The 15,874-nt window shown below is 63.7% G+C and carries 22 protein-coding genes; 1 reads left to right on the top strand and 21 read right to left on the bottom strand.

From position 1 onward, the window contains the following. Positions 1-24: 24 nt before the first annotated feature. A complete protein-coding gene (trbB, locus tag NKH97_RS03315) occupies positions 25-1,041 on the bottom strand; it encodes a P-type conjugative transfer ATPase TrbB (RefSeq protein WP_352795364.1) in 1,017 nt (338 codons plus the stop codon). A 346-nt stretch (positions 1,042-1,387) separates the two neighbouring features. Between trbB and NKH97_RS03310 the strand changes: the two genes are divergently transcribed. After that, positions 1,388-1,516 carry a hypothetical protein gene (locus tag NKH97_RS03310; protein WP_352795362.1) on the top strand — a complete coding sequence of 43 codons (129 nt, stop codon included), beginning with the start codon at positions 1,388-1,390 and terminating at the stop codon, positions 1,514-1,516. Positions 1,517-1,694: 178 nt separating this feature from the next. On the opposite strand, the gene NKH97_RS03305 is transcribed toward NKH97_RS03310, so the two are convergent. The 20 genes from NKH97_RS03305 to NKH97_RS03210 form a co-directional block, all read right to left on the bottom strand. Further along, positions 1,695-2,012, bottom strand: a complete 318-nt coding sequence (locus NKH97_RS03305) for a helix-turn-helix domain-containing protein (protein ID WP_352795361.1) — start codon at positions 2,010-2,012, stop codon at positions 1,695-1,697. Next, complete coding sequence (locus NKH97_RS03300; RefSeq protein WP_502897064.1) at positions 2,009-2,356, bottom strand: type II toxin-antitoxin system RelE/ParE family toxin; 348 nt, start codon at positions 2,354-2,356, stop codon at positions 2,009-2,011. The genes NKH97_RS03305 and NKH97_RS03300 overlap by 4 nt, the downstream gene beginning before the upstream one ends. Positions 2,357-2,468: 112 nt before the next feature. Next, positions 2,469-2,924 carry a CopG family transcriptional regulator gene (locus tag NKH97_RS03295; RefSeq protein WP_352795357.1) on the bottom strand — a complete coding sequence of 152 codons (456 nt, stop codon included), beginning with the start codon at positions 2,922-2,924 and terminating at the stop codon, positions 2,469-2,471. Positions 2,925-2,931: 7 nt separating this feature from the next. Beyond that, positions 2,932-4,914, bottom strand: a complete 1,983-nt coding sequence (locus NKH97_RS03290) for a conjugal transfer protein TraG (RefSeq protein ID WP_352795355.1) — start codon at positions 4,912-4,914, stop codon at positions 2,932-2,934. Positions 4,915-4,940: 26 nt separating this feature from the next. Beyond that, positions 4,941-6,680 carry a relaxase/mobilization nuclease domain-containing protein gene (locus tag NKH97_RS03285; RefSeq protein WP_352795353.1) on the bottom strand — a complete coding sequence of 580 codons (1,740 nt, stop codon included), beginning with the start codon at positions 6,678-6,680 and terminating at the stop codon, positions 4,941-4,943. Between the two features lie 243 nt (positions 6,681-6,923). Beyond that, positions 6,924-7,697, bottom strand: coding sequence for a lytic transglycosylase domain-containing protein (locus NKH97_RS03280; protein ID WP_352795351.1), 774 nt, complete (start codon positions 7,695-7,697; stop codon positions 6,924-6,926). Between the two features lie 3 nt (positions 7,698-7,700). Beyond that, entirely contained in the window at positions 7,701-8,036 is a 336-nt protein-coding gene (locus NKH97_RS03275; RefSeq protein WP_352795349.1) for a DUF736 domain-containing protein, read from the bottom strand. 69 nt (positions 8,037-8,105) lie between these two features. Next, on the bottom strand, positions 8,106-8,651 hold the full coding sequence (locus NKH97_RS03270; RefSeq protein WP_352795347.1) for a S26 family signal peptidase: 546 nt from the start codon (positions 8,649-8,651) through the stop codon (positions 8,106-8,108). Continuing rightward, positions 8,648-9,169, bottom strand: a complete 522-nt coding sequence (locus tag NKH97_RS03265; RefSeq protein WP_352795345.1) for a DUF2840 domain-containing protein — start codon at positions 9,167-9,169, stop codon at positions 8,648-8,650. The genes NKH97_RS03270 and NKH97_RS03265 overlap by 4 nt, the downstream gene beginning before the upstream one ends. After that, a complete protein-coding gene (locus NKH97_RS33275) occupies positions 9,166-9,408 on the bottom strand; it encodes a hypothetical protein (RefSeq protein ID WP_502897062.1) in 243 nt (80 codons plus the stop codon). The genes NKH97_RS03265 and NKH97_RS33275 overlap by 4 nt, the downstream gene beginning before the upstream one ends. Further along, positions 9,405-10,565, bottom strand: a complete 1,161-nt coding sequence (locus NKH97_RS03255) for a replication initiator protein A (RefSeq protein WP_352795342.1) — start codon at positions 10,563-10,565, stop codon at positions 9,405-9,407. The genes NKH97_RS33275 and NKH97_RS03255 overlap by 4 nt, the downstream gene beginning before the upstream one ends. A gap of 17 nt (positions 10,566-10,582) precedes the next feature. Beyond that, complete coding sequence (locus NKH97_RS03250) at positions 10,583-10,864, bottom strand: helix-turn-helix transcriptional regulator (protein ID WP_023690466.1); 282 nt, start codon at positions 10,862-10,864, stop codon at positions 10,583-10,585. A 141-nt stretch (positions 10,865-11,005) separates the two neighbouring features. Further along, positions 11,006-11,548: a DUF2285 domain-containing protein gene (locus tag NKH97_RS03245; RefSeq protein WP_352795592.1), complete on the bottom strand. Its 543-nt coding sequence runs from the start codon at positions 11,546-11,548 to the stop codon at positions 11,006-11,008. Continuing rightward, positions 11,523-11,771 (bottom strand): transcriptional regulator domain-containing protein, encoded by a 249-nt coding sequence (locus NKH97_RS03240; protein WP_008877977.1) that lies wholly within the window; start codon positions 11,769-11,771, stop codon positions 11,523-11,525. Before NKH97_RS03240 ends, NKH97_RS03245 begins: the two co-directional genes overlap by 26 nt. A gap of 134 nt (positions 11,772-11,905) precedes the next feature. Continuing rightward, complete coding sequence (locus tag NKH97_RS03235) at positions 11,906-12,166, bottom strand: DNA -binding domain-containing protein (protein ID WP_023715497.1); 261 nt, start codon at positions 12,164-12,166, stop codon at positions 11,906-11,908. A 175-nt stretch (positions 12,167-12,341) separates the two neighbouring features. Further along, positions 12,342-12,668, bottom strand: a complete 327-nt coding sequence (locus NKH97_RS03230; protein ID WP_352547069.1) for a DUF736 domain-containing protein — start codon at positions 12,666-12,668, stop codon at positions 12,342-12,344. Positions 12,669-13,281: 613 nt separating this feature from the next. Next, entirely contained in the window at positions 13,282-13,722 is a 441-nt protein-coding gene (locus NKH97_RS03225) for a hypothetical protein (protein ID WP_352795340.1), read from the bottom strand. A gap of 133 nt (positions 13,723-13,855) precedes the next feature. Further along, on the bottom strand, positions 13,856-14,023 hold the full coding sequence (locus tag NKH97_RS03220) for a hypothetical protein (RefSeq protein ID WP_352795338.1): 168 nt from the start codon (positions 14,021-14,023) through the stop codon (positions 13,856-13,858). Positions 14,024-14,222: 199 nt separating this feature from the next. After that, positions 14,223-14,537, bottom strand: coding sequence for a hypothetical protein (locus tag NKH97_RS03215; protein WP_352795337.1), 315 nt, complete (start codon positions 14,535-14,537; stop codon positions 14,223-14,225). Positions 14,538-14,706: 169 nt separating this feature from the next. Beyond that, positions 14,707-15,633 (bottom strand): DUF2493 domain-containing protein, encoded by a 927-nt coding sequence (locus NKH97_RS03210; protein ID WP_352795336.1) that lies wholly within the window; start codon positions 15,631-15,633, stop codon positions 14,707-14,709. Positions 15,634-15,874: the final 241 nt, after the last annotated feature.

The raw sequence follows: 15,874 nt of genomic DNA, 5'->3' as shown, positions 1-15,874 counted from the left end.
GGCGCGCGAGGCGCAGGCGTTGGATCACGGATTTTCTCCTTCAGGGCTTTGGATCAGCAAGGTCGGAATGTCGTCGCTCTCGATGCCAGCAGGCGCGACCCGGTAGTCGCCGTCGGGGCACAGGCCATCGACACGGGCGAGTTCGGACAGCCGGCGCGCGGAGCCGCGGCCGGAAAGGACGGCAACCAGGTCGATCGTTTCGGCGATCAGCGCGCGTGGAACCGTGACGACGGCTTCCTGGATGAGTTGCTCCATCCGCCGGAGCGCGCCAATGGCGGTGCCGGCGTGGATCGTGCCGAGGCCGCCGGGGTGGCCGGTGCCCCATGCCTTCAACAGTTCGAGCGCCTCGGCCCCGCGCACCTCGCCGACCGGAATGCGGTCGGGGCGCAGGCGCAGCGACGAACGAACAAGATCGGAGAGCGACGCGACGCCGTCTTTCGTGCGCATCGCCACGAGATTGGGTGCTGCGCATTGCAGTTCGCGCGTATCCTCGATGATGACGACGCGATCGGCGGTCTTGGCCACTTCAGCGAGCAGCGCGTTGATCAACGTGGTCTTGCCAGTGGATGTGCCGCCTGCAACGAGAATGTTCGCGCGGTTGGCAACGCCCTGGCGCAGCGCGTGCGCCTGCTGCGCCGACATGATTCCGGTCGCGACATAATCTTCGAGGGTGAAGATGGCGACGGCGGGCTTACGGATCGCGAAGGTGGGCGCCGCGACGACGGGAGGAAGAAGCCCCTCGAACCGCTCCCCCGTCTCGGGCAGCTCGGCCGAGACGCGTGGCGCGCCGGCATGGACTTCGGCACCGACATGATGAGCGACGAGCCGAACGATCCGCTCGCCGTCAGCTGCCGACAGGCGCTCTCCTGTGTCGGACAATCCCTCGGACAGGCGATCGATCCACAAACGTCCATCGGGATTGAGCATCACCTCGACGATGCCGGCGTCGTCGAGATAGCGCGCGATCGCGGGTCCGAGCGCTGTGCGCAACATGCGTGCGCCGCGAGCCAGACCTTCTGAATTGTGAGGCGAAGCTGCCATCCTGTCCCCGTTTCGATCCGGGGGAACATCGGCGGCCCCTGGACGGGGATGATTAAGAGAGCCGTATCTCGAGTGGTTTCAACACCTATGTCGAGGCGTAGTGGCGTAGCGTGCAAATACAGGAGATTGGCGGTGCCGACGTAAACGGCGCAAGGCGGCGACTATTAGTTCTGCTTTTGGTACGGCGATTATCTATATGGTCCTCGACAGGCCGGTACCCGTAATCCACGTATTAGACTGCGCATATCACGCCGTACAAAGGCGAATCCGCTGCGACAGCTAGGAGGGTTGCCCAGCGTCTCTTGATTTTGTACCGAACCCAAGATCGAAAACATGGAGCCTGATTATGGACGACTACGACAACGAAAAAGGCGCAAAGCCTGAAGACGTGCGCGCCTCGTTGAAGGGATGGGCTTGGTTTATTGCTATGACGCTCGGGATCTTTGGTGCCGCCTACGCTTGGATTGAGATCTAAGCGCGCGCCTTGGGTACGGGGCTTTGAGAGCCCAGTTGCGAGATTGTCGCCGGAGGTCTGACGAAGGGTGTCCCACCTTCGTGTTCCCGTGCTTTTCGCTAATCCTACCGTCCTGGTTGCGGTGGCGCCCATCCAAACCTGGATAATCTATTGTCCGCTCGTCTGCAAAGCCGTTTGATCAAGCGGCTTCAGCACGAGTTGACCGTCGAGTCTTGTGGCGAACCACCACGTCGACTTTGTAGTCGAGCCGGTCCAGACAGCGAACCAGCCTGTCTATTGAAAACTTGCCCGTTCGGCCGGTGACGATCGCGGAGACGTCGGGCTGTTTCATACCGAGCAGTTCAGCCGACTTCGCCTGGGTCAGGCGCCGGCGCTTAATAATGGCGCGGATCTCGCGGGCCAGCTTGGCCTTGAGCAATTCCTCTTCGGGATTGTCAAAGCCGAGGTCCGCAAACACGTTGCCGCTGCTCACTTCGGCGGCGATGTCTTCTGTCATGACTTTGTTCCTTTCCCATAGTTTTCGCGGTAGTGCGCTTCGGCCGCCTTCAATCGCACTGTCACGAGATCGATTTCGTGCCTGGGTGTCTCCCTGCCCTTCTTCGACTTCTTCTGGAAGCAATGAAGGACGTAGATCACGCCAGCGAAGCGGACGGTGTAGACCGCGCGGTAGGTATCTCCGTCGAAGTCGTCCACCACCTCGAGGATGCTGCGGCCCCCAAACCCTTTCAGGGCTTTGACAGCCGGGTGCTCCTCACCATTCTGGGCGTCGTTGATTGCGACACCCATCAACCGGCGAACATCGAGCGGAAACTCGCGCAGGTCGCCCTTCGATGATGCCATCCATACCGTGGGCTTTTGGTTTTTCATCGTTCCTCGCCTTATAGCATACAGACTATAATTTTCAACGAAGAATCCTGATCGAGGCTTGCAAAATCTCAGTGCGCCCGTCCATTTAGCCCATGGGCCTGCCGGGCTGGTTCGTGTCCAGGCCGCCATCGATGTCCTCGGAGATCTCCTGCCGCAGCTTTGGACCTTTCGCCAGGCGTCGGCCGAGTGCGGTAACGAAAGCATCATAGCGCTCGCCCGCCTTGGCATGGGCGGCCTGTGCCGCGGGCTCGGGCAAAGCCGGTGTTGTCGCCAGCCAGAAGCGAACGAAAACCGCGAGCGTCTCCACGGCAATTGCGACATCGCGCTCCTGGCGTGTCATACGGCGATCGAGCTGGTCAAGCCGCTTGGTGATCGCCGCCTCCTGGCGCTCGGCGGCATCGGGCGAGAGGAACGACTCGATGGCCGCCTCGGCGACGAGTGACAGTGAGAAATCACGGCGCGCCGCATGCTCGGCCAGCCTGTTCATGACTTTCGGATCGAGATAGACTGACAGGCGTTGCTTGCGGGGTGGTTTTACCATGGGAGCCTCACATATCCACGCCGTCGCCGGGGTCGAGCGACGCCTGCCGCGCAATGCCTTGCATCAGGCGGGTCAGTCGACGATTGCGGGCAACCTCGTCTTCCACGTCGTCCTGGTGATCGATCTCGAATTCGTTCTCGGTCGAAGGCTTCACGACCTGCTCAACGCGACTGAGCTCGGGTTGCCGACGACGCTCGGAATCAGTTGTGTCGTCATCCGTGACCGACGGCGCCGACGTGGCTTCGGCAATCTGCGGACGGGTAGGCAGAGGCAGGCTGGTCCAGTCGTCATGTCTCCCCTCCACTGCCGCCACCAGCGCCGGAGGCGGCAAGATCCGTTCCCGGAAGCGAGCATCCTCATGATAGCGCGCCTTTTTGGCGCGGATCGGCGGCGCACCCGAGACCATGACAATCTCGTCGGTGGCCGGCAGCTGCATCACTTCACCCGGCGTGAGCAGCGGGCGAGCCGTCTCGGAGCGGGACACCATGAGATGACCGAGCCACGGCGACAGCCGGTGGCCGGCATAGTTCCTCATGGCCCTCATCTCGGTCGCTGTTCCCAGCGCGTCTGACACGCGCTTGGCGGTACGCTCATCATTGGTGGCAAAGCTCACCCGGACGTGACAGTTGTCGAGGATTGAGTTGTTGGCGCCGTACGCCCTCTCGATCTGATTGAGGGATTGAGCGATCAGGAAGCTTTTCAGCCCGTAGCCGGCCATGAAGGCAAGCGCCGACTCGAAGAAGTCGAGGCGGCCAAGCGCCGGAAACTCGTCAAGCATCAGGAGCAGCCGGTGCCCTTGCGCCCTCACCTGCAGATCTTCAGTCAGGCGGCGACCGATCTGATTGAGGATCAGGCGAATGAGCGGCTTGGTCCGGTTGATGTCGGACGGCGGCACGACGAGGTAGAGCGTCGTCGGATGCTTGTCGTCGACGAGGTCGCTGATGCGCCAGTCGCAGCGGCGGGTGACCTCCGCCACGACGGGATCGCGATAGAGGCCAAGGAACGACATGGCGGTGGAGAGCACACCGGAGCGCTCGTTGTCTGATTTGTTCAAGAGCTCCCGCGCGGCGCTGGCGATGACCGGGTGCGGACCGCCCTCACCCAGATGCGCTGTTTTCATCATCGCGGACAGCGTCGATTCGATCGGACGCTTCGGATCGGAGAGGAAACCGGCAACGCCGGCAAGCGTCTTGTCCTTCTCGGCGTAGAGGACGTGCAAGATTGCGCCGACCAGAAGGGCGTGGCTGGTTTTCTCCCAATGGTTTCGCCGCTCGAGCGAGCCTTCGGGATCGACCAGGATGTCAGCGATGTTTTGAACGTCGCGGACTTCCCATTCGCCGCGGCGCACCTCGAGCAGCGGGTTGTAGGATGAGGATTTCGGATTGGTCGGATCAAACAGCAGGACCCGGCCATGCCTGGCGCGAAAACCCGCGGTGAGTTGCCAGTTTTCGCCCTTGATGTCGTGAACGACGGCGGAGCTCGGCCAGGTCAGCAGCGACGGGACGACGAGGCCGACACCCTTGCCCGAACGTGTGGGCGCGAAGCACAGCACATGCTCCGGCCCATCGTGGCGCAGATAGGCGCTGTCATATCGCCCAAGCACCACACCATCGGGGCCGAGAAGGCCCGTTGCCTTGACCTCCTGCTTGTCGGCCCAGCGGGCGGAGCCGTAGGTCTCGACCTTCTTGGCCTCTCGAGCCCGCCAGACCGACATGCCGATGGCGACGGCGACGCAGGCGAAACCGCCGAAAGCCGCGATAAAGGCTCCCTCTACGAAGATCGACGGCGCGTAGGCATCGAAGCCATACCACCACCAGAAGAATGACGGCGGAAGGTAAAACGGAAAGCCCAGGACACGGAACCATGGCCTGCCGAGCTCGGGCTGGAATGCCAGGCGCCAAGCCACCCACTCCGTCGCGCCCCAGGTCGTGAACAGTACGATCATCAAGACGGCGAGGATCTGGCCCCAGAGAATTTTGGTGGCGGACATGCTGCAGTCCTTTCTTCAAATTGAGACTAGATGCCGAGGCCTCGCTTGCGGCCAAAACTCCAGTCGATGCCGTCGTCATTGCGAGCGACGCCAGAGACGTGGCGGCTAAGATGTTTTTCCAGGGACGGCGTCCAAGGCACCAGTTGGAAACCGAGGCCGTCATCGATCATGGCGAAGCGGCCGGAGGCGAGCGTGAAACGTTGCCGGTAGGAACCGGCCACAAACTCACCACTGCGAACGCGGTTGAACGGCTGGCCGGTTTCGGCCGAGAGCTTTTCGCCGAGCGCCTCCAACTCGCGGCGACGCAGCGTGTCTATCAGGTTGCGGGTGAAGGTTGTGCGTTGGCCATGCCGCTCGCCGAGGCCCTGTTGGACGAGGTGGTCGGCACGGAGCTGCATCGCCTGCCGCACCTCGGCGCCGAAGCCGCCTTCCGACAACGCAATCGGTTCGCGGGCGATGTTCTGGCGATCGAGCCAGGTGGCGCCGGCGGCGGTAACCTGCCGCTCAATATCGAGATCGGAACGGACAGCGAGCGCCACGCGACCATGTCCCTGCGCGTCATTGAACTTGCGCAGCTCGACGATCGAACCCGGAGCGCTGTCGCCGGCGGCATCGAGATCGGACAGCTTGATGTGATGTGTGCGGCCGTCGGTGCCATCGACCACGGCGTAGGCGCTGCCCTTCAGCTCATCATCAAGGCCGCGGTCGACCAGCCGACCGACGATAGGCGAGTCAAGGCGCTCCGCCGCCAGCACATAGTTCGCCGCGCCGCGCTCGATGCCCTGTTCTGTCAAGGCGCGATGCATACGCTTGATGATGTCACCGCGCTCACCAAGCTCGCGCAGCGTCTCCTCGGCCTTTTCGCCGATCATCCATTGGCCTGGGCCGACCTGTTCGGCAAGGCCAAGGGTTTCGAGCTTGCGCACCCGCCCGACCTTCAGCACGTGATACTCATCGGGCTGAGCGTTCGCCGGGGACGCAAGATTGACAAGGCCTGTGTCGCGGCCATCGCGAACAAGCTGCCGATCAAGTTGGGTCCAGCATTCGGCTTCGACCTGACGCTGCAGATTGCGGCGGATGTCGAGATCGGTGCGCGGGCCGAGCTCCTGGGTAACGAGGTCGGCGGCGCGGGCGCGCATCCCCTCCTTGATGTAATCGCGGGAGATCACCAGATCCTGCCCATCATCAGTCTGGCCGCGCAAAATGATATGAAGGTGCGGATTGTCGGTGTTCCAGTGATCGACGCCGGCCCAATCGAGCTTCGTGCCGAGGTCCTTTTCCATTTGGCCCATCAGATCGCGGGCGAAGGATTTGAGATCCGCCATGTCGACGGCATCTTCCGGCGAGACGATGAAGCGGAAGTGGTGCCGATCATCGCCGCACCGCGCGGCAAAAGCACCGCCATCCACCTCCCCGGCCTCCGGCCCGAACAGCCTTGCCTTCTCCCCGTCACGGGTGACGCCCTCGCGGCGCAGATAGGTGAGATGGGCGGCAAGCGGCGCGGCGCGCGCGTGATGGCGCACCAGCCGTGTCTTGATGATCACGATGCGCGAGCGGCCGGTGAGGAGACGATTAGCGCGCACGCTTGCCGAGCGGCCACGCCCGAAGGTCGAGCGATTGCCCGGGCTGATCCGGCCGGAGCGAGAGATACGGGCGCCGGCCTTTTGCGCGGCGGCAAGCGCCTGCGCGATAAAGGGCCTGGCGCGCTGGGCGCTGGGCGAGCGGATGCGGCCGGGCCGGATTCGGAAACCATCTTCACCGTTCATGGCGAAGATCCGCACATCGTATCAAGGCACGGAACTCACAACGAAAACCGCGATTTGGCGAGGTGCGCCAAATCCTCGCACCTCGCGGAAATCCTCCATAACCTATTGAAACAACACAACCGATCGACGCCGCACCTCGCGGCCTTTTATCTCGCCATCTTCCGGTTGTTCTGCCCACCTTCCGCCTCCATCCACGCCACGGTGCGCTGGGGCTCGCGGTTGCGCGAAGACGCCCATGTGCGCTCATGGCTGGATCCCTTCGCCCGCTCGCGCCACGAAGAGGCCTTCGGACAGCGGCACGATGGCGGAGACATCGCGCACGGTGGGTGCGGAGCTCGCGTCATTTGGTGGTCGCTCGGCCGGCACGAGAGCGACAGCCTGTATGCGATCCGGCTGACCTACGAAGAGCGAGCCGCGCTTCCAGGGAATGGCCTCGACAGACGTAACGGCGAAAGGGCGCATACCCTCGCTTTCACCGATCAGGGGGGCGAGTGCTGCGACATAGGCACGGGTCTCGGCCGGTAACGGACGTCCGGTGAGGTAGGCTTCGTAGCGTGCAGGTCCCGCGTTGTAGGCGGCCAGAAACCCGGGCGAGCCGAAGCGATCGTGCAGTTCGCGCAGATACGCCGTTCCAGCCAGGATGTTGTCCCGGGGATCGAATGGATCGCGGCCAAGCGACCAGCGGGCACGCAGATCATCCCATGTGCCGGGCATGATCTGCATCAAGCCGCGGGCGCCTGCGCTGGAGACGGCGCGCACATCGCCCGCACTCTCCTTGCGCATGATGGCGCGTATCAACGCGGTCGGAACGCCGAAGCGGTGCGAGGCTTCGCTGATATGCGTGCCGAAAGGATCGCGCTGCGACGATCGTGTGAGAGGTGTTTCCTGCGCCAAGGTCGCCGCCGGCATGACGGTCGCGACGGCCAGGCCGCAAAGGAGGAGCAGAGCCATACGCCGGGCAGCACGAAACGGCCCGGGCGCACCGCGATGGCTCGTCGACGGACGGCGAGCGCGCATCGTTCAATCCTTCTCGCTACGGTCGCGCGGGCGCGCCCAGTGCAGCGACCAGGACGTTTTGTCGTCGCCATTGCGAAAGAGGTTCGCGCGTATGGGCTGCGCGAAGGTCGGGTCGTCGAGCTGGATCGAGACATAGTCTCCGGCCTTTTCGCTGGAGCGTTTCCAGCCGGCGCCGATCTCGGGGCCGTCCTCGCTTCCGGCGTGAACGCGGTAGTCAGGCGCATTCTCCGTTTCGCTCGCCTCTGCCGCCACAATGGCGATATCCAGGTTGAGACTGAGCGTGTGGATGCGCCCGTTATAGCCAGTCTTCTGGCGCGTGAATTCCCCGATCTGTTGCATGTCTGACTCCTGTTTTCAGTTGTGCGGTGATGAAGGCTGGCGGCACGACGCGCGCCGCCGGTCGCGCGCTCACCGCTTTGGCGCGCGCCATTCGAAGCGGCCGTTGCCGTCCTCGTCTGTCCACAGCGGGACGGCGCGACCGATGATCTGGCTGGTGGAAAGGAGGCCGAAGTAACGTCCGTCGAGGCTGTCGCGGACCTGCCGGTTCATCAGGAAGACTTCGCCGGGCGAGATGCGGCGGCAGCCCTGCCAGACCGGCAGGTCACGGCCGGCCCGATCACGCTTCAACGCCATGCCAGCCTTAATGCCATCGACCGTGATGGTGAGGTTCGAGCGACAGACACGCTGCCCGGAAACGCCAAGGATGCGCTTCAAGAGTGGCACACCCCTCGGCAGATAGCCGCGATCAGCGAGGAAGGCCGCGAGTGGCTCGGGCGCGTTGACAGCCACAAGATCGGCGACCTCGAACGGTCCGTGCGCGTGGATCGCGTAGAAGCCAATCGGCACGCTGGCCGATGCGTTCCAGATCAGTCTGATCGGCATCGGCGAGAGGGCGGGATAGCCGACGCCCATGGTTGCGAGAACGCTAGCGAGGATGATCCCGGCGCGCGTCACCGCTCGGTCCTCTTGCGCAACAGGAACGCGCGATGTTGATCGAGTGTGTAGCTGCGCGGCGCGTGGCCGGCGGTTATCCGGTTGTGGATGTGCCGCCAATGATCGGGCGATACCGACTCAGGTTCTATGCCGAGGCGTTGGATGGCGTCGATCGCCTGCAGCACGCGTTCGACCTTGGGCCAGCTCTCGACCTTCAGAAGGATGTCGCCGCCAGGCCGCACGAAGGGCAGTGTCTGATAGGCTTCACCACGTGATACCGCACGCACGATATCGATGCGCGAGATGATCGTTCCAAAATCGTTCGCGGCCCAGCGCACGAAGGCGAAGACTGCGCCAGGACGATAGGACAGGATGCGCCGTCGACGATCAACGATCTGTTCGTGGGCGTGCGTGCCGAAACGGATCCAGTTCTCCTGTCTCTTCTCGACCCAGGTCAGTTCGACATGGACGAGATCGTCGCGAGCGTGGTGCGTGGCCGGGAACGCGTCGCGCATGCGGGGAGCCGCGATGCCAGTCATTTCGGTTCTCCTGATGCGGTGGGAAATTCGCGCGCGAGCCTCGCGCGCAGCGTGTCGGCGACGATGACGTCGTGCTGGAAAGCGGCGATGCGGTCGCGCTCCTGAGTCGTCATGTCGGTGGTCTGGCGCACGACGAAGGTCGCGAACTGATTTCCCTTGCAGGTCAATTCACCGGCGAGAAGCAGCGTCAAAGTTGCCTTGCCGACACCGCTCTTTTGATTGAGGAGTGCGACGATCATCGGGTGCTTCCCGAGCGCGGATCAAGAGGCGGAGTCGGAGCTTCGGAAGCGTTGGTTGCCGTGTCGCGGCCACCAGAAACCGTTGACTTTTTCGGGGTCTTGTTGATGGTTACGCTGAGTGCGTTGCTGGCTCGCCGTCCGAGCCTCTGCACATCGCGCGCGCGCTCTTCAGAGTTAGATTCTGGGTTAGAGTCTAAGTTAAGGGCGCGATTTCGGCTTTGGTTTCCTAGGGTTAGGCCCCATTTGGGTTCCTGATAGCACGAGCCTGCGGTTCCCGATGGCACGATAGTTCCGGTTCCCGATAGCACGATGCCGTCCACAGGCTTTCCACAGGAGGCGATCCGCTCGAAAGCGAGCAGCGTCCGGCCGCCCATCTCCACTTCGAGGAAGAGCGTGTAGCCGGGCAGCGGCTGGCGGCGGATGATGTCGCGCAGCTCGAAGGCAAAGCGCTTGTGGGGCGACAGGCTGCCGGATTTCTGGTGAAGGTGACGGAAGTCGAAGCGCCAGCCGTCGGGCTGGCGGCCGCCATGCTTGCGCACCAGCCGATAGAGCCAGCGCTCCAGCCCGCCAGTCAGGTCGAAATAGGCGCGATCGATCGTCAGCACGAGCGCGTCATCGAGGACTGCCTGGTAGAACCAGTCGGGGACGATCAACTCGATCCCCGCGGGTTTGCCATGGCGATCGATGCGCTCCTGCCACTCATTGATCCATGAGAAGCGGTGACGCCGGCCTTCGGCGGGCTGACGAATCGTCGTCGAGACGGTGGTCGACTGCAGCCGGTCAAGCCCCGCCTTCAGGCGCTGATAGTCGCGCAGGCTCTTGCCCCGGCCGACGAAGGTCAGAATCTCATAGGGCGTGGCGGCCATCAGGCGCGAGGTGCGAAGGCCGGCGTCGCGCGCCTCGACGATCTGGCTCGCGGCCCAGATCAGGATGTCGGCGTCCCAGATGGTCGCCATACCATGATCGGGTACGGCTTCGACCCGGATCGTGACGTCGCCGGCCATGAAGTCGATTGGCGCGACGCGATGGGTCTTGGAGAGGGAGAAGAACGGATAGGCCATGAGATCCTGCGCATCTCGTGGGGCGAAGTCGCCAGGCAGCGCCCTGAACAGGTCGAGCTGCCCGCGCTCCGAAAGGGATTGGTTTCGCGCCGCCATTTGAAATCCGCGCGCGGTCAGCGTGCGTATCGTCCGCCGTGCGTCGGCGGCGTCGGCGTGTGACGCTTGGCCGGCAAGACCGACCCACGCGGATCGGATGTAGAGGTGACAGCGCCGCGTTCGGCCCAAGCCTGAAGATCGTCGACGGCATAGACGACACGGCCGCCGAGCTTGCGGTAGGAAGGACCAGTGCCATAGGTACGGTGCTTTTCGAGCGTGCGGGCGGACAGGCTGAGGAAATCCGCAGCTTCCTTGGTACGCAGGAAGCGCGGCGGCAGAACGGCGATATCGGGTCGCATGGGTCGGACCTCCGTGGGGTTTTGGACGGCCGCTGGCGTTCAGCGGTGGACGGCGACCACGGTGGCGGAGAATGGGCTTCGCAAGGGATGGGGAAGTTGAGGGAGGCTGAAATCCCACCCCCCTGTCCAGTGTCACAACCGCTACGATCGGCGGCGATGACGCAGGATCTGCAAATAGCCGCCGCCGATCATGGCGGTGGCGCCCTCGACCAGGCCGATCACCGCATCGCGCAACGCCGAGGTCTTCCAAGGATCGGCGGCGATGCGCTTGTGTCCGTAGAACGCAATCGCAATGTCGCGGTAGCTCGCGCCGTTCGCACGGCCGTCAGCGGCCTGCATCATCAGACGGAAACGGCGGCGCTGCTGTGGCGTCATACGCGTGTCCGAAGCCGTTGGGCGCCCCTGCCAGGCACGCCAGAAACGGGTGAGTGTTTCGATCCGTCCCAACGTTTCTGCGTCCAACGGAATCAACGCCGCCAGTTGGCTGTGCGGGTCACTGCCTGGCAGAAGGAGAAGTTGGGTCGCGACACCTGCACTATGGACAGTGTGGCGTCCTTCCGGGCTGTCGTGGACCACACCCAGGCCGGTCAACGGCGCCGATCGCAAGGACGACAGGAATTCCGGCGCCGGCACGAGAGAAACCACAGCTGGATCGACGTCAGGCGACCACAGAACGTCTTGCACCAAGGCGGACAAATCCGGCCTGGCCGGGAAATCGTAACCCCCACAGCCGCTGTGTCTCAGGGTGGAAGGGTGCTTTTTCGGCTCTTGTGGTCAGGAGCGCTTGGTAGTGCCGTTGATAGGGTTCGTGACGCCGCAGACACTCCCAGGCGAGCCCTTCGATGGGTAATGTATCGAAATAATCATAGCTGGCATTGTCTCGCCAATGCGACGTATCCGGCCTCATCCAAGAGCTCCTCGCAAACAACGCGTAGACCCCGCCTCCAAACGATTCCGGGTTGTAGCGATTGGCGGAAGACCCTTGCCGGGCATCGGGTGATGCCACTTCGGCATCACCCGCGAACCACAGGCGCTGTGGTTCTAGTTGCCGGGTCGACGCAAGAGATGACGGTAGCCTGCACGCGCCATCCAGCGCGCTCGCGCCAGATGGCTGTCGTGGATGCGCCGGGCGCGTTGTGGCTCCTTCGTCAGATCAATGCCGAAGAGGATTTCGACCACCTCGCGCCAGTCCGCACCGTCGTCGGCGGCGTCAAGCAGGCGCATATAGAGCTTGACGTGTTCCCGATCGTATTCGGTGAGTTCGTCACTGGTCGGCGCGGTTTCGTCAAACGGCTCGATCATCGCTTGCCTCGTCTTCACAGAGTGAGCCTGCATTTTATAGAAGCAATTTTGCCAGCGGAGGATGGTTGATCAGCATCGGGCGATGCGGTTTCGGCATCGCTCTCGGCTTGCGAGAACCGAACCGGACGTCCGCGGAAGAAGGCCCCGGCCTTCCAGCCGGGGCCTGCGCGGGTCCTTAGTCACCCCGCCGCGCGTTCGGGCGGGACCAGATGAGCGAGAAACCCTCACCTTCCTCGTCGTCGAAGAGGTTGGCGTAGATCGGGGCGTTGAAGCTCGGATCGTCGAGCTTGAGACCCAGGTAGTCGCGGCCCTCGTTGGAGGTCTTCGACCATGCGGCACCGATCTCGGCGCGGCCGACCAGCACCCGGTGGCTGGGAGCGTTCTCGCCAGTGGCGCGTGTGTCTGGGACGATGCGCACGTTCTTGGCCTGGACGCTGAGGGTGACGATTTCGCCGGTGAACTCGTTCGCGGTGGTCTTCTTGAAGGTGCCGATGGTAGCCATTGTAAGTCTCCGTTTTGTTCCCGAGCCCGCACCATGCGGCCTCGATGGCGATCACGTGGCCGGAGGCGACCGACGACGCATCGCTTGCGACCGGAGCAGCGCGGAGGACGGCGCAGGAACGGCTTTCTTGTCTCGCGAGGAATGGCGGCGCTCGGGGTCCCCATGCGCTTGCGGCATGGGGTGGGAGCCGGCAGGGGAAGAAAGTCGAGACGCGCCGTTGCGGCCTAGGCGGTCGAGGCTTCAGCCGTCCTTCGGCCAGATCAGCCCATTGAAAAGGCCGTTTGGAGCGCTCTTGGGACAGATTGGCAACGGAGACGTTGGCGTGCAACGCGCCTCCGGCAGATCGCTACGAGTTCACTGGCGTCGTCCGCATTCCAGGTGCCGGGAACCGCACGCACCTCCAACGCCGCAGCCACCGGCCGCGCTGCCGTCCTGCCACCGACTGGTCGGCCTGCCTTGCGGCATCGACCGAAGAAAGTCCAAGTCCACAAACGAGGCCGCGCCGCCACCCGGCCGTTGCTCGATCCTGGCATGGAACCCGATAGTTCCGACCACCGACAATGAGGTGGCTAGGCCTTCGTCGGTCTGGTCCACCCGCCTCGCCCGCGCGGGTCTAGGCTCGAACCACGTCCCTGCCGGATTGGTCGGCGGCCGTCATGCCTGCGACCCGCAGATATGCCGTGACGCCGACGGCGACCGCGCCAATGACGGAAAAGACGATCTGCCAGATTTCCGAAGGCATCATGTGCTTCGCGATGCCATGGGAGGCATGGTAGCCGGCAACGATCGCAGGCGCGATGAAGACCAGCGTGATCGCCAGCTTGGCCCATATGGGGCGAACGACGCCAAGGAGGATTTGGCCGACGCCGAGCGTCAACCCGGCTGCGAGGCTACCGACGAGGATCGCGCCAGGCCAGCCGGCACCGGTGTTGAATGCCCACGTGCCTGCACTGACGCCGACGAACAACGGAAGGGCGAAGATAGCAAGCGTGAAGAGCAACCAGCACAGGATGCCGATGGCCGCGATACAAAGAAACATGCCGAGGATGATCATGGTGGTGTCTCCGCGAGAATAGCTCTGGCGATTGCGCCTTCCACCACCACCTCGGCGCAGCGCAGAGCATAGCAACGAAAACCACGGGCGAAAACTGCCAAAGCTCTGTGTTGCCAGCGGCAATGTTCGCCCGTCATGGGGCGAACGGGTCGATTTCGCCGATGATGGCGGTGTCGTCGCCGTCATACTCGTTCGCGGGCACGACCGAGAGAGTGCCGTCGCCGGCACGAAAGATGACGATGGCGACCATGAGGGTGGCGGCGAGGCTGAAGGCGAAGGCATGCGCGTCGGCGAGGGACATCGATCCGGCTCCTGTTTGAAGCGGAGGACCCTCCCCCGCTGACAGGCGCCCGATGTGTTCGGCCGATGGCCGCAATCACCGCGAAGGCGAAGCCGAAGCGGCGGCACGCTTCGCGTAGTCCGACCCCTTGCGGGTTGGTGGCGTCAGGCCGTCGGCTGAACCAAGGATCAGCGCAATGGATCGCGGGGTGTGGTCATCTTCAAGTCAGGAGCAGCGGGCGTCGTTGGCGACGCTCATGTTCCATGAGAGTCTGAGCAAGCCGCCGCGCGATATTGCGGGCGTCGAGGGAGAAATCGGACGGCCATGATCGCGATGGATCCCGTTGGAAGCCGCCACGCTGAAAATGAGGATGGAGCTTGGCGATGACGCTGTGCAATTGCGGTGGCAGGCCCAATCCAGCTCTCTCGGCGTAAAGAGCCGCCTTGCCGAGATCGTGCCCGATATGGCGGCGGTTCCAGGGATCGTCGGTCACGACTCTGAGAAGATGCGACTTCAGGAGCGTGAAGGGCCGCATTGTGCCTGCCTCGATCCGCCGCCCGGTCGGCGCCATCGAGGTGGGCGGCGGCATTGCGCAAGAAGGTGTCGGCGAGCGCCATGTCCGGCGTGAAGCTTTCGGGAAAGGATTCGAACGACACGGCTTGAAGAATGCCTGCTATTAATAGGGGGGTAGATTCCGACGGCGCTTACGCGCCGCCGTTTCCGAGCCGATAGACCGGGATGCCGACCTTGCGAGCCTTGTCCGCGAGGTTCTCCTGAATGCCGGTGCCTGGAAAGATGATGACGCCGATCGGCATGACCGCCAACATCTGGTCGTTGCGCTTAAAGGGAGCGGCCTTGGCATGTTTGCTCCAGTCGGGCTTGAAGGCGACCTGCGGAACCTTGCGATGATCGGCCCAGCGGGCGGCGATCTTTTCGGCGCCTTTCGGTGATCCGCCGTGCATCAGCACCATGTCGGGGTGCTTGGCGCGGATTTGGTCGAGCTTTGCCCAGATCAACTCGTGATCGGCGGTATCGCCGCCGGAGAAGGCGATCTTGGGGCCAGCCGGCAACATGACTTCGGTTTCCGCGCGCCGCCGGGCCGCGAGGAAGTCGCGGCTGTCGATCATTGCGGCGGTGAGATGGTGGTGGTTGATCATCGATCCCGTGCGCGGTCGCCAGGCCGAGCCGGTGTACTGATCGTAGTGGTCGGCGGCCTGGTCACGCATCAGCTCGAAGGCATCGCGCCGTTCGATCATGGTCTGGCCCTGGGCGGTGAGTGTCTCGAGTTCAACCGCCTTGATCTCGCTGCCGTCCTGTTCGCGCTGCAGGCGGCGCTGGGCCAGCTCGTTGTCGTCCAATTGCCGCTCGATCCGTTGTACAGCTCGGTGGAAGACATTGGTGACGGACCAGAGCAGGTCATCGAGGTCGGGTTCGAGGCGTGTGTCGGCCAAGGTGGCGATGAGGGCGTCAAAGATGTCGGCCACGGCTCCGGCCACGTGGGCGCCACCGGGCAGCGGTCGCGGATCGGGCTCGTCCGCGTAGGGGCGCCAACCATAGAGCTGGAGTTCGGTGAGGATGTGATCGGTCGGAGAAGCGGCGTGGTGCGGTTCGGTGTCGTCGTGCTCGCTCATGGGGCTGCTCCCGTCGGTTTGACCGCGACCCTCGCGGCCTTCATGGCGACGAGAGTCCACGGGCGGGACGGTCCGACACCCGCAGCGAAGCGGAGGGCCGGAGCGCAGCGGAGGATGGCGGCGGCCGACTATTTTGCCTCGCGATGGAAAGGCGTCGCGCCCAATCGCTGCCATTCGCGAGCAGTCGCGCGCCGCCGGAAAATAGTCGGCGGCCGCCATTGCCTGGCCGTCCAGTTTGTGG

Source organism: Mesorhizobium sp. M0870, from assembly GCF_040319775.1.
Classification (GTDB): Bacteria; Pseudomonadota; Alphaproteobacteria; order Rhizobiales; family Rhizobiaceae; genus Mesorhizobium.
Note: the sequence above shows the minus strand (reverse complement) of the source record. Positions and strands in the feature narration are given on the sequence as shown.

Coding starts and splice junctions, on each gene's coding strand:
- NKH97_RS03310 (WP_352795362.1), top strand. CDS start 1,388: ATGGACGACTACGACAACGAAAAAGGCGCAAAGCCTGAAGACGTGCGC.
- NKH97_RS03225 (WP_352795340.1), bottom strand. CDS start 13,722: ATGATCATCCTCGGCATGTTTCTTTGTATCGCGGCCATCGGCATCCTG.
- NKH97_RS03250 (WP_023690466.1), bottom strand. CDS start 10,864: ATGCGACCCGATATCGCCGTTCTGCCGCCGCGCTTCCTGCGTACCAAG.
- NKH97_RS03235 (WP_023715497.1), bottom strand. CDS start 12,166: ATGATCGAGCCGTTTGACGAAACCGCGCCGACCAGTGACGAACTCACC.
- NKH97_RS03240 (WP_008877977.1), bottom strand. CDS start 11,771: ATGAGGCCGGATACGTCGCATTGGCGAGACAATGCCAGCTATGATTAT.
- NKH97_RS03255 (WP_352795342.1), bottom strand. CDS start 10,565: ATGGCGGCGCGAAACCAATCCCTTTCGGAGCGCGGGCAGCTCGACCTG.
- NKH97_RS03290 (WP_352795355.1), bottom strand. CDS start 4,914: ATGTCCGCCACCAAAATTCTCTGGGGCCAGATCCTCGCCGTCTTGATG.
- NKH97_RS03230 (WP_352547069.1), bottom strand. CDS start 12,668: ATGGCTACCATCGGCACCTTCAAGAAGACCACCGCGAACGAGTTCACC.
- NKH97_RS03285 (WP_352795353.1), bottom strand. CDS start 6,680: ATGAACGGTGAAGATGGTTTCCGAATCCGGCCCGGCCGCATCCGCTCG.
- trbB (WP_352795364.1), bottom strand. CDS start 1,041: ATGGCAGCTTCGCCTCACAATTCAGAAGGTCTGGCTCGCGGCGCACGC.
- NKH97_RS03215 (WP_352795337.1), bottom strand. CDS start 14,537: ATGCGGCCCTTCACGCTCCTGAAGTCGCATCTTCTCAGAGTCGTGACC.
- NKH97_RS03275 (WP_352795349.1), bottom strand. CDS start 8,036: ATGCAACAGATCGGGGAATTCACGCGCCAGAAGACTGGCTATAACGGG.
- NKH97_RS03305 (WP_352795361.1), bottom strand. CDS start 2,012: ATGACAGAAGACATCGCCGCCGAAGTGAGCAGCGGCAACGTGTTTGCG.
- NKH97_RS03220 (WP_352795338.1), bottom strand. CDS start 14,023: ATGTCCCTCGCCGACGCGCATGCCTTCGCCTTCAGCCTCGCCGCCACC.
- NKH97_RS03300 (WP_502897064.1), bottom strand. CDS start 2,356: ATGGCATCATCGAAGGGCGACCTGCGCGAGTTTCCGCTCGATGTTCGC.
- NKH97_RS03210 (WP_352795336.1), bottom strand. CDS start 15,633: ATGAGCGAGCACGACGACACCGAACCGCACCACGCCGCTTCTCCGACC.
- NKH97_RS33275 (WP_502897062.1), bottom strand. CDS start 9,408: ATGATCGTCGCACTCCTCAATCAAAAGAGCGGTGTCGGCAAGGCAACT.
- NKH97_RS03280 (WP_352795351.1), bottom strand. CDS start 7,697: ATGCGCGCTCGCCGTCCGTCGACGAGCCATCGCGGTGCGCCCGGGCCG.
- NKH97_RS03265 (WP_352795345.1), bottom strand. CDS start 9,169: ATGACTGGCATCGCGGCTCCCCGCATGCGCGACGCGTTCCCGGCCACG.
- NKH97_RS03295 (WP_352795357.1), bottom strand. CDS start 2,924: ATGGTAAAACCACCCCGCAAGCAACGCCTGTCAGTCTATCTCGATCCG.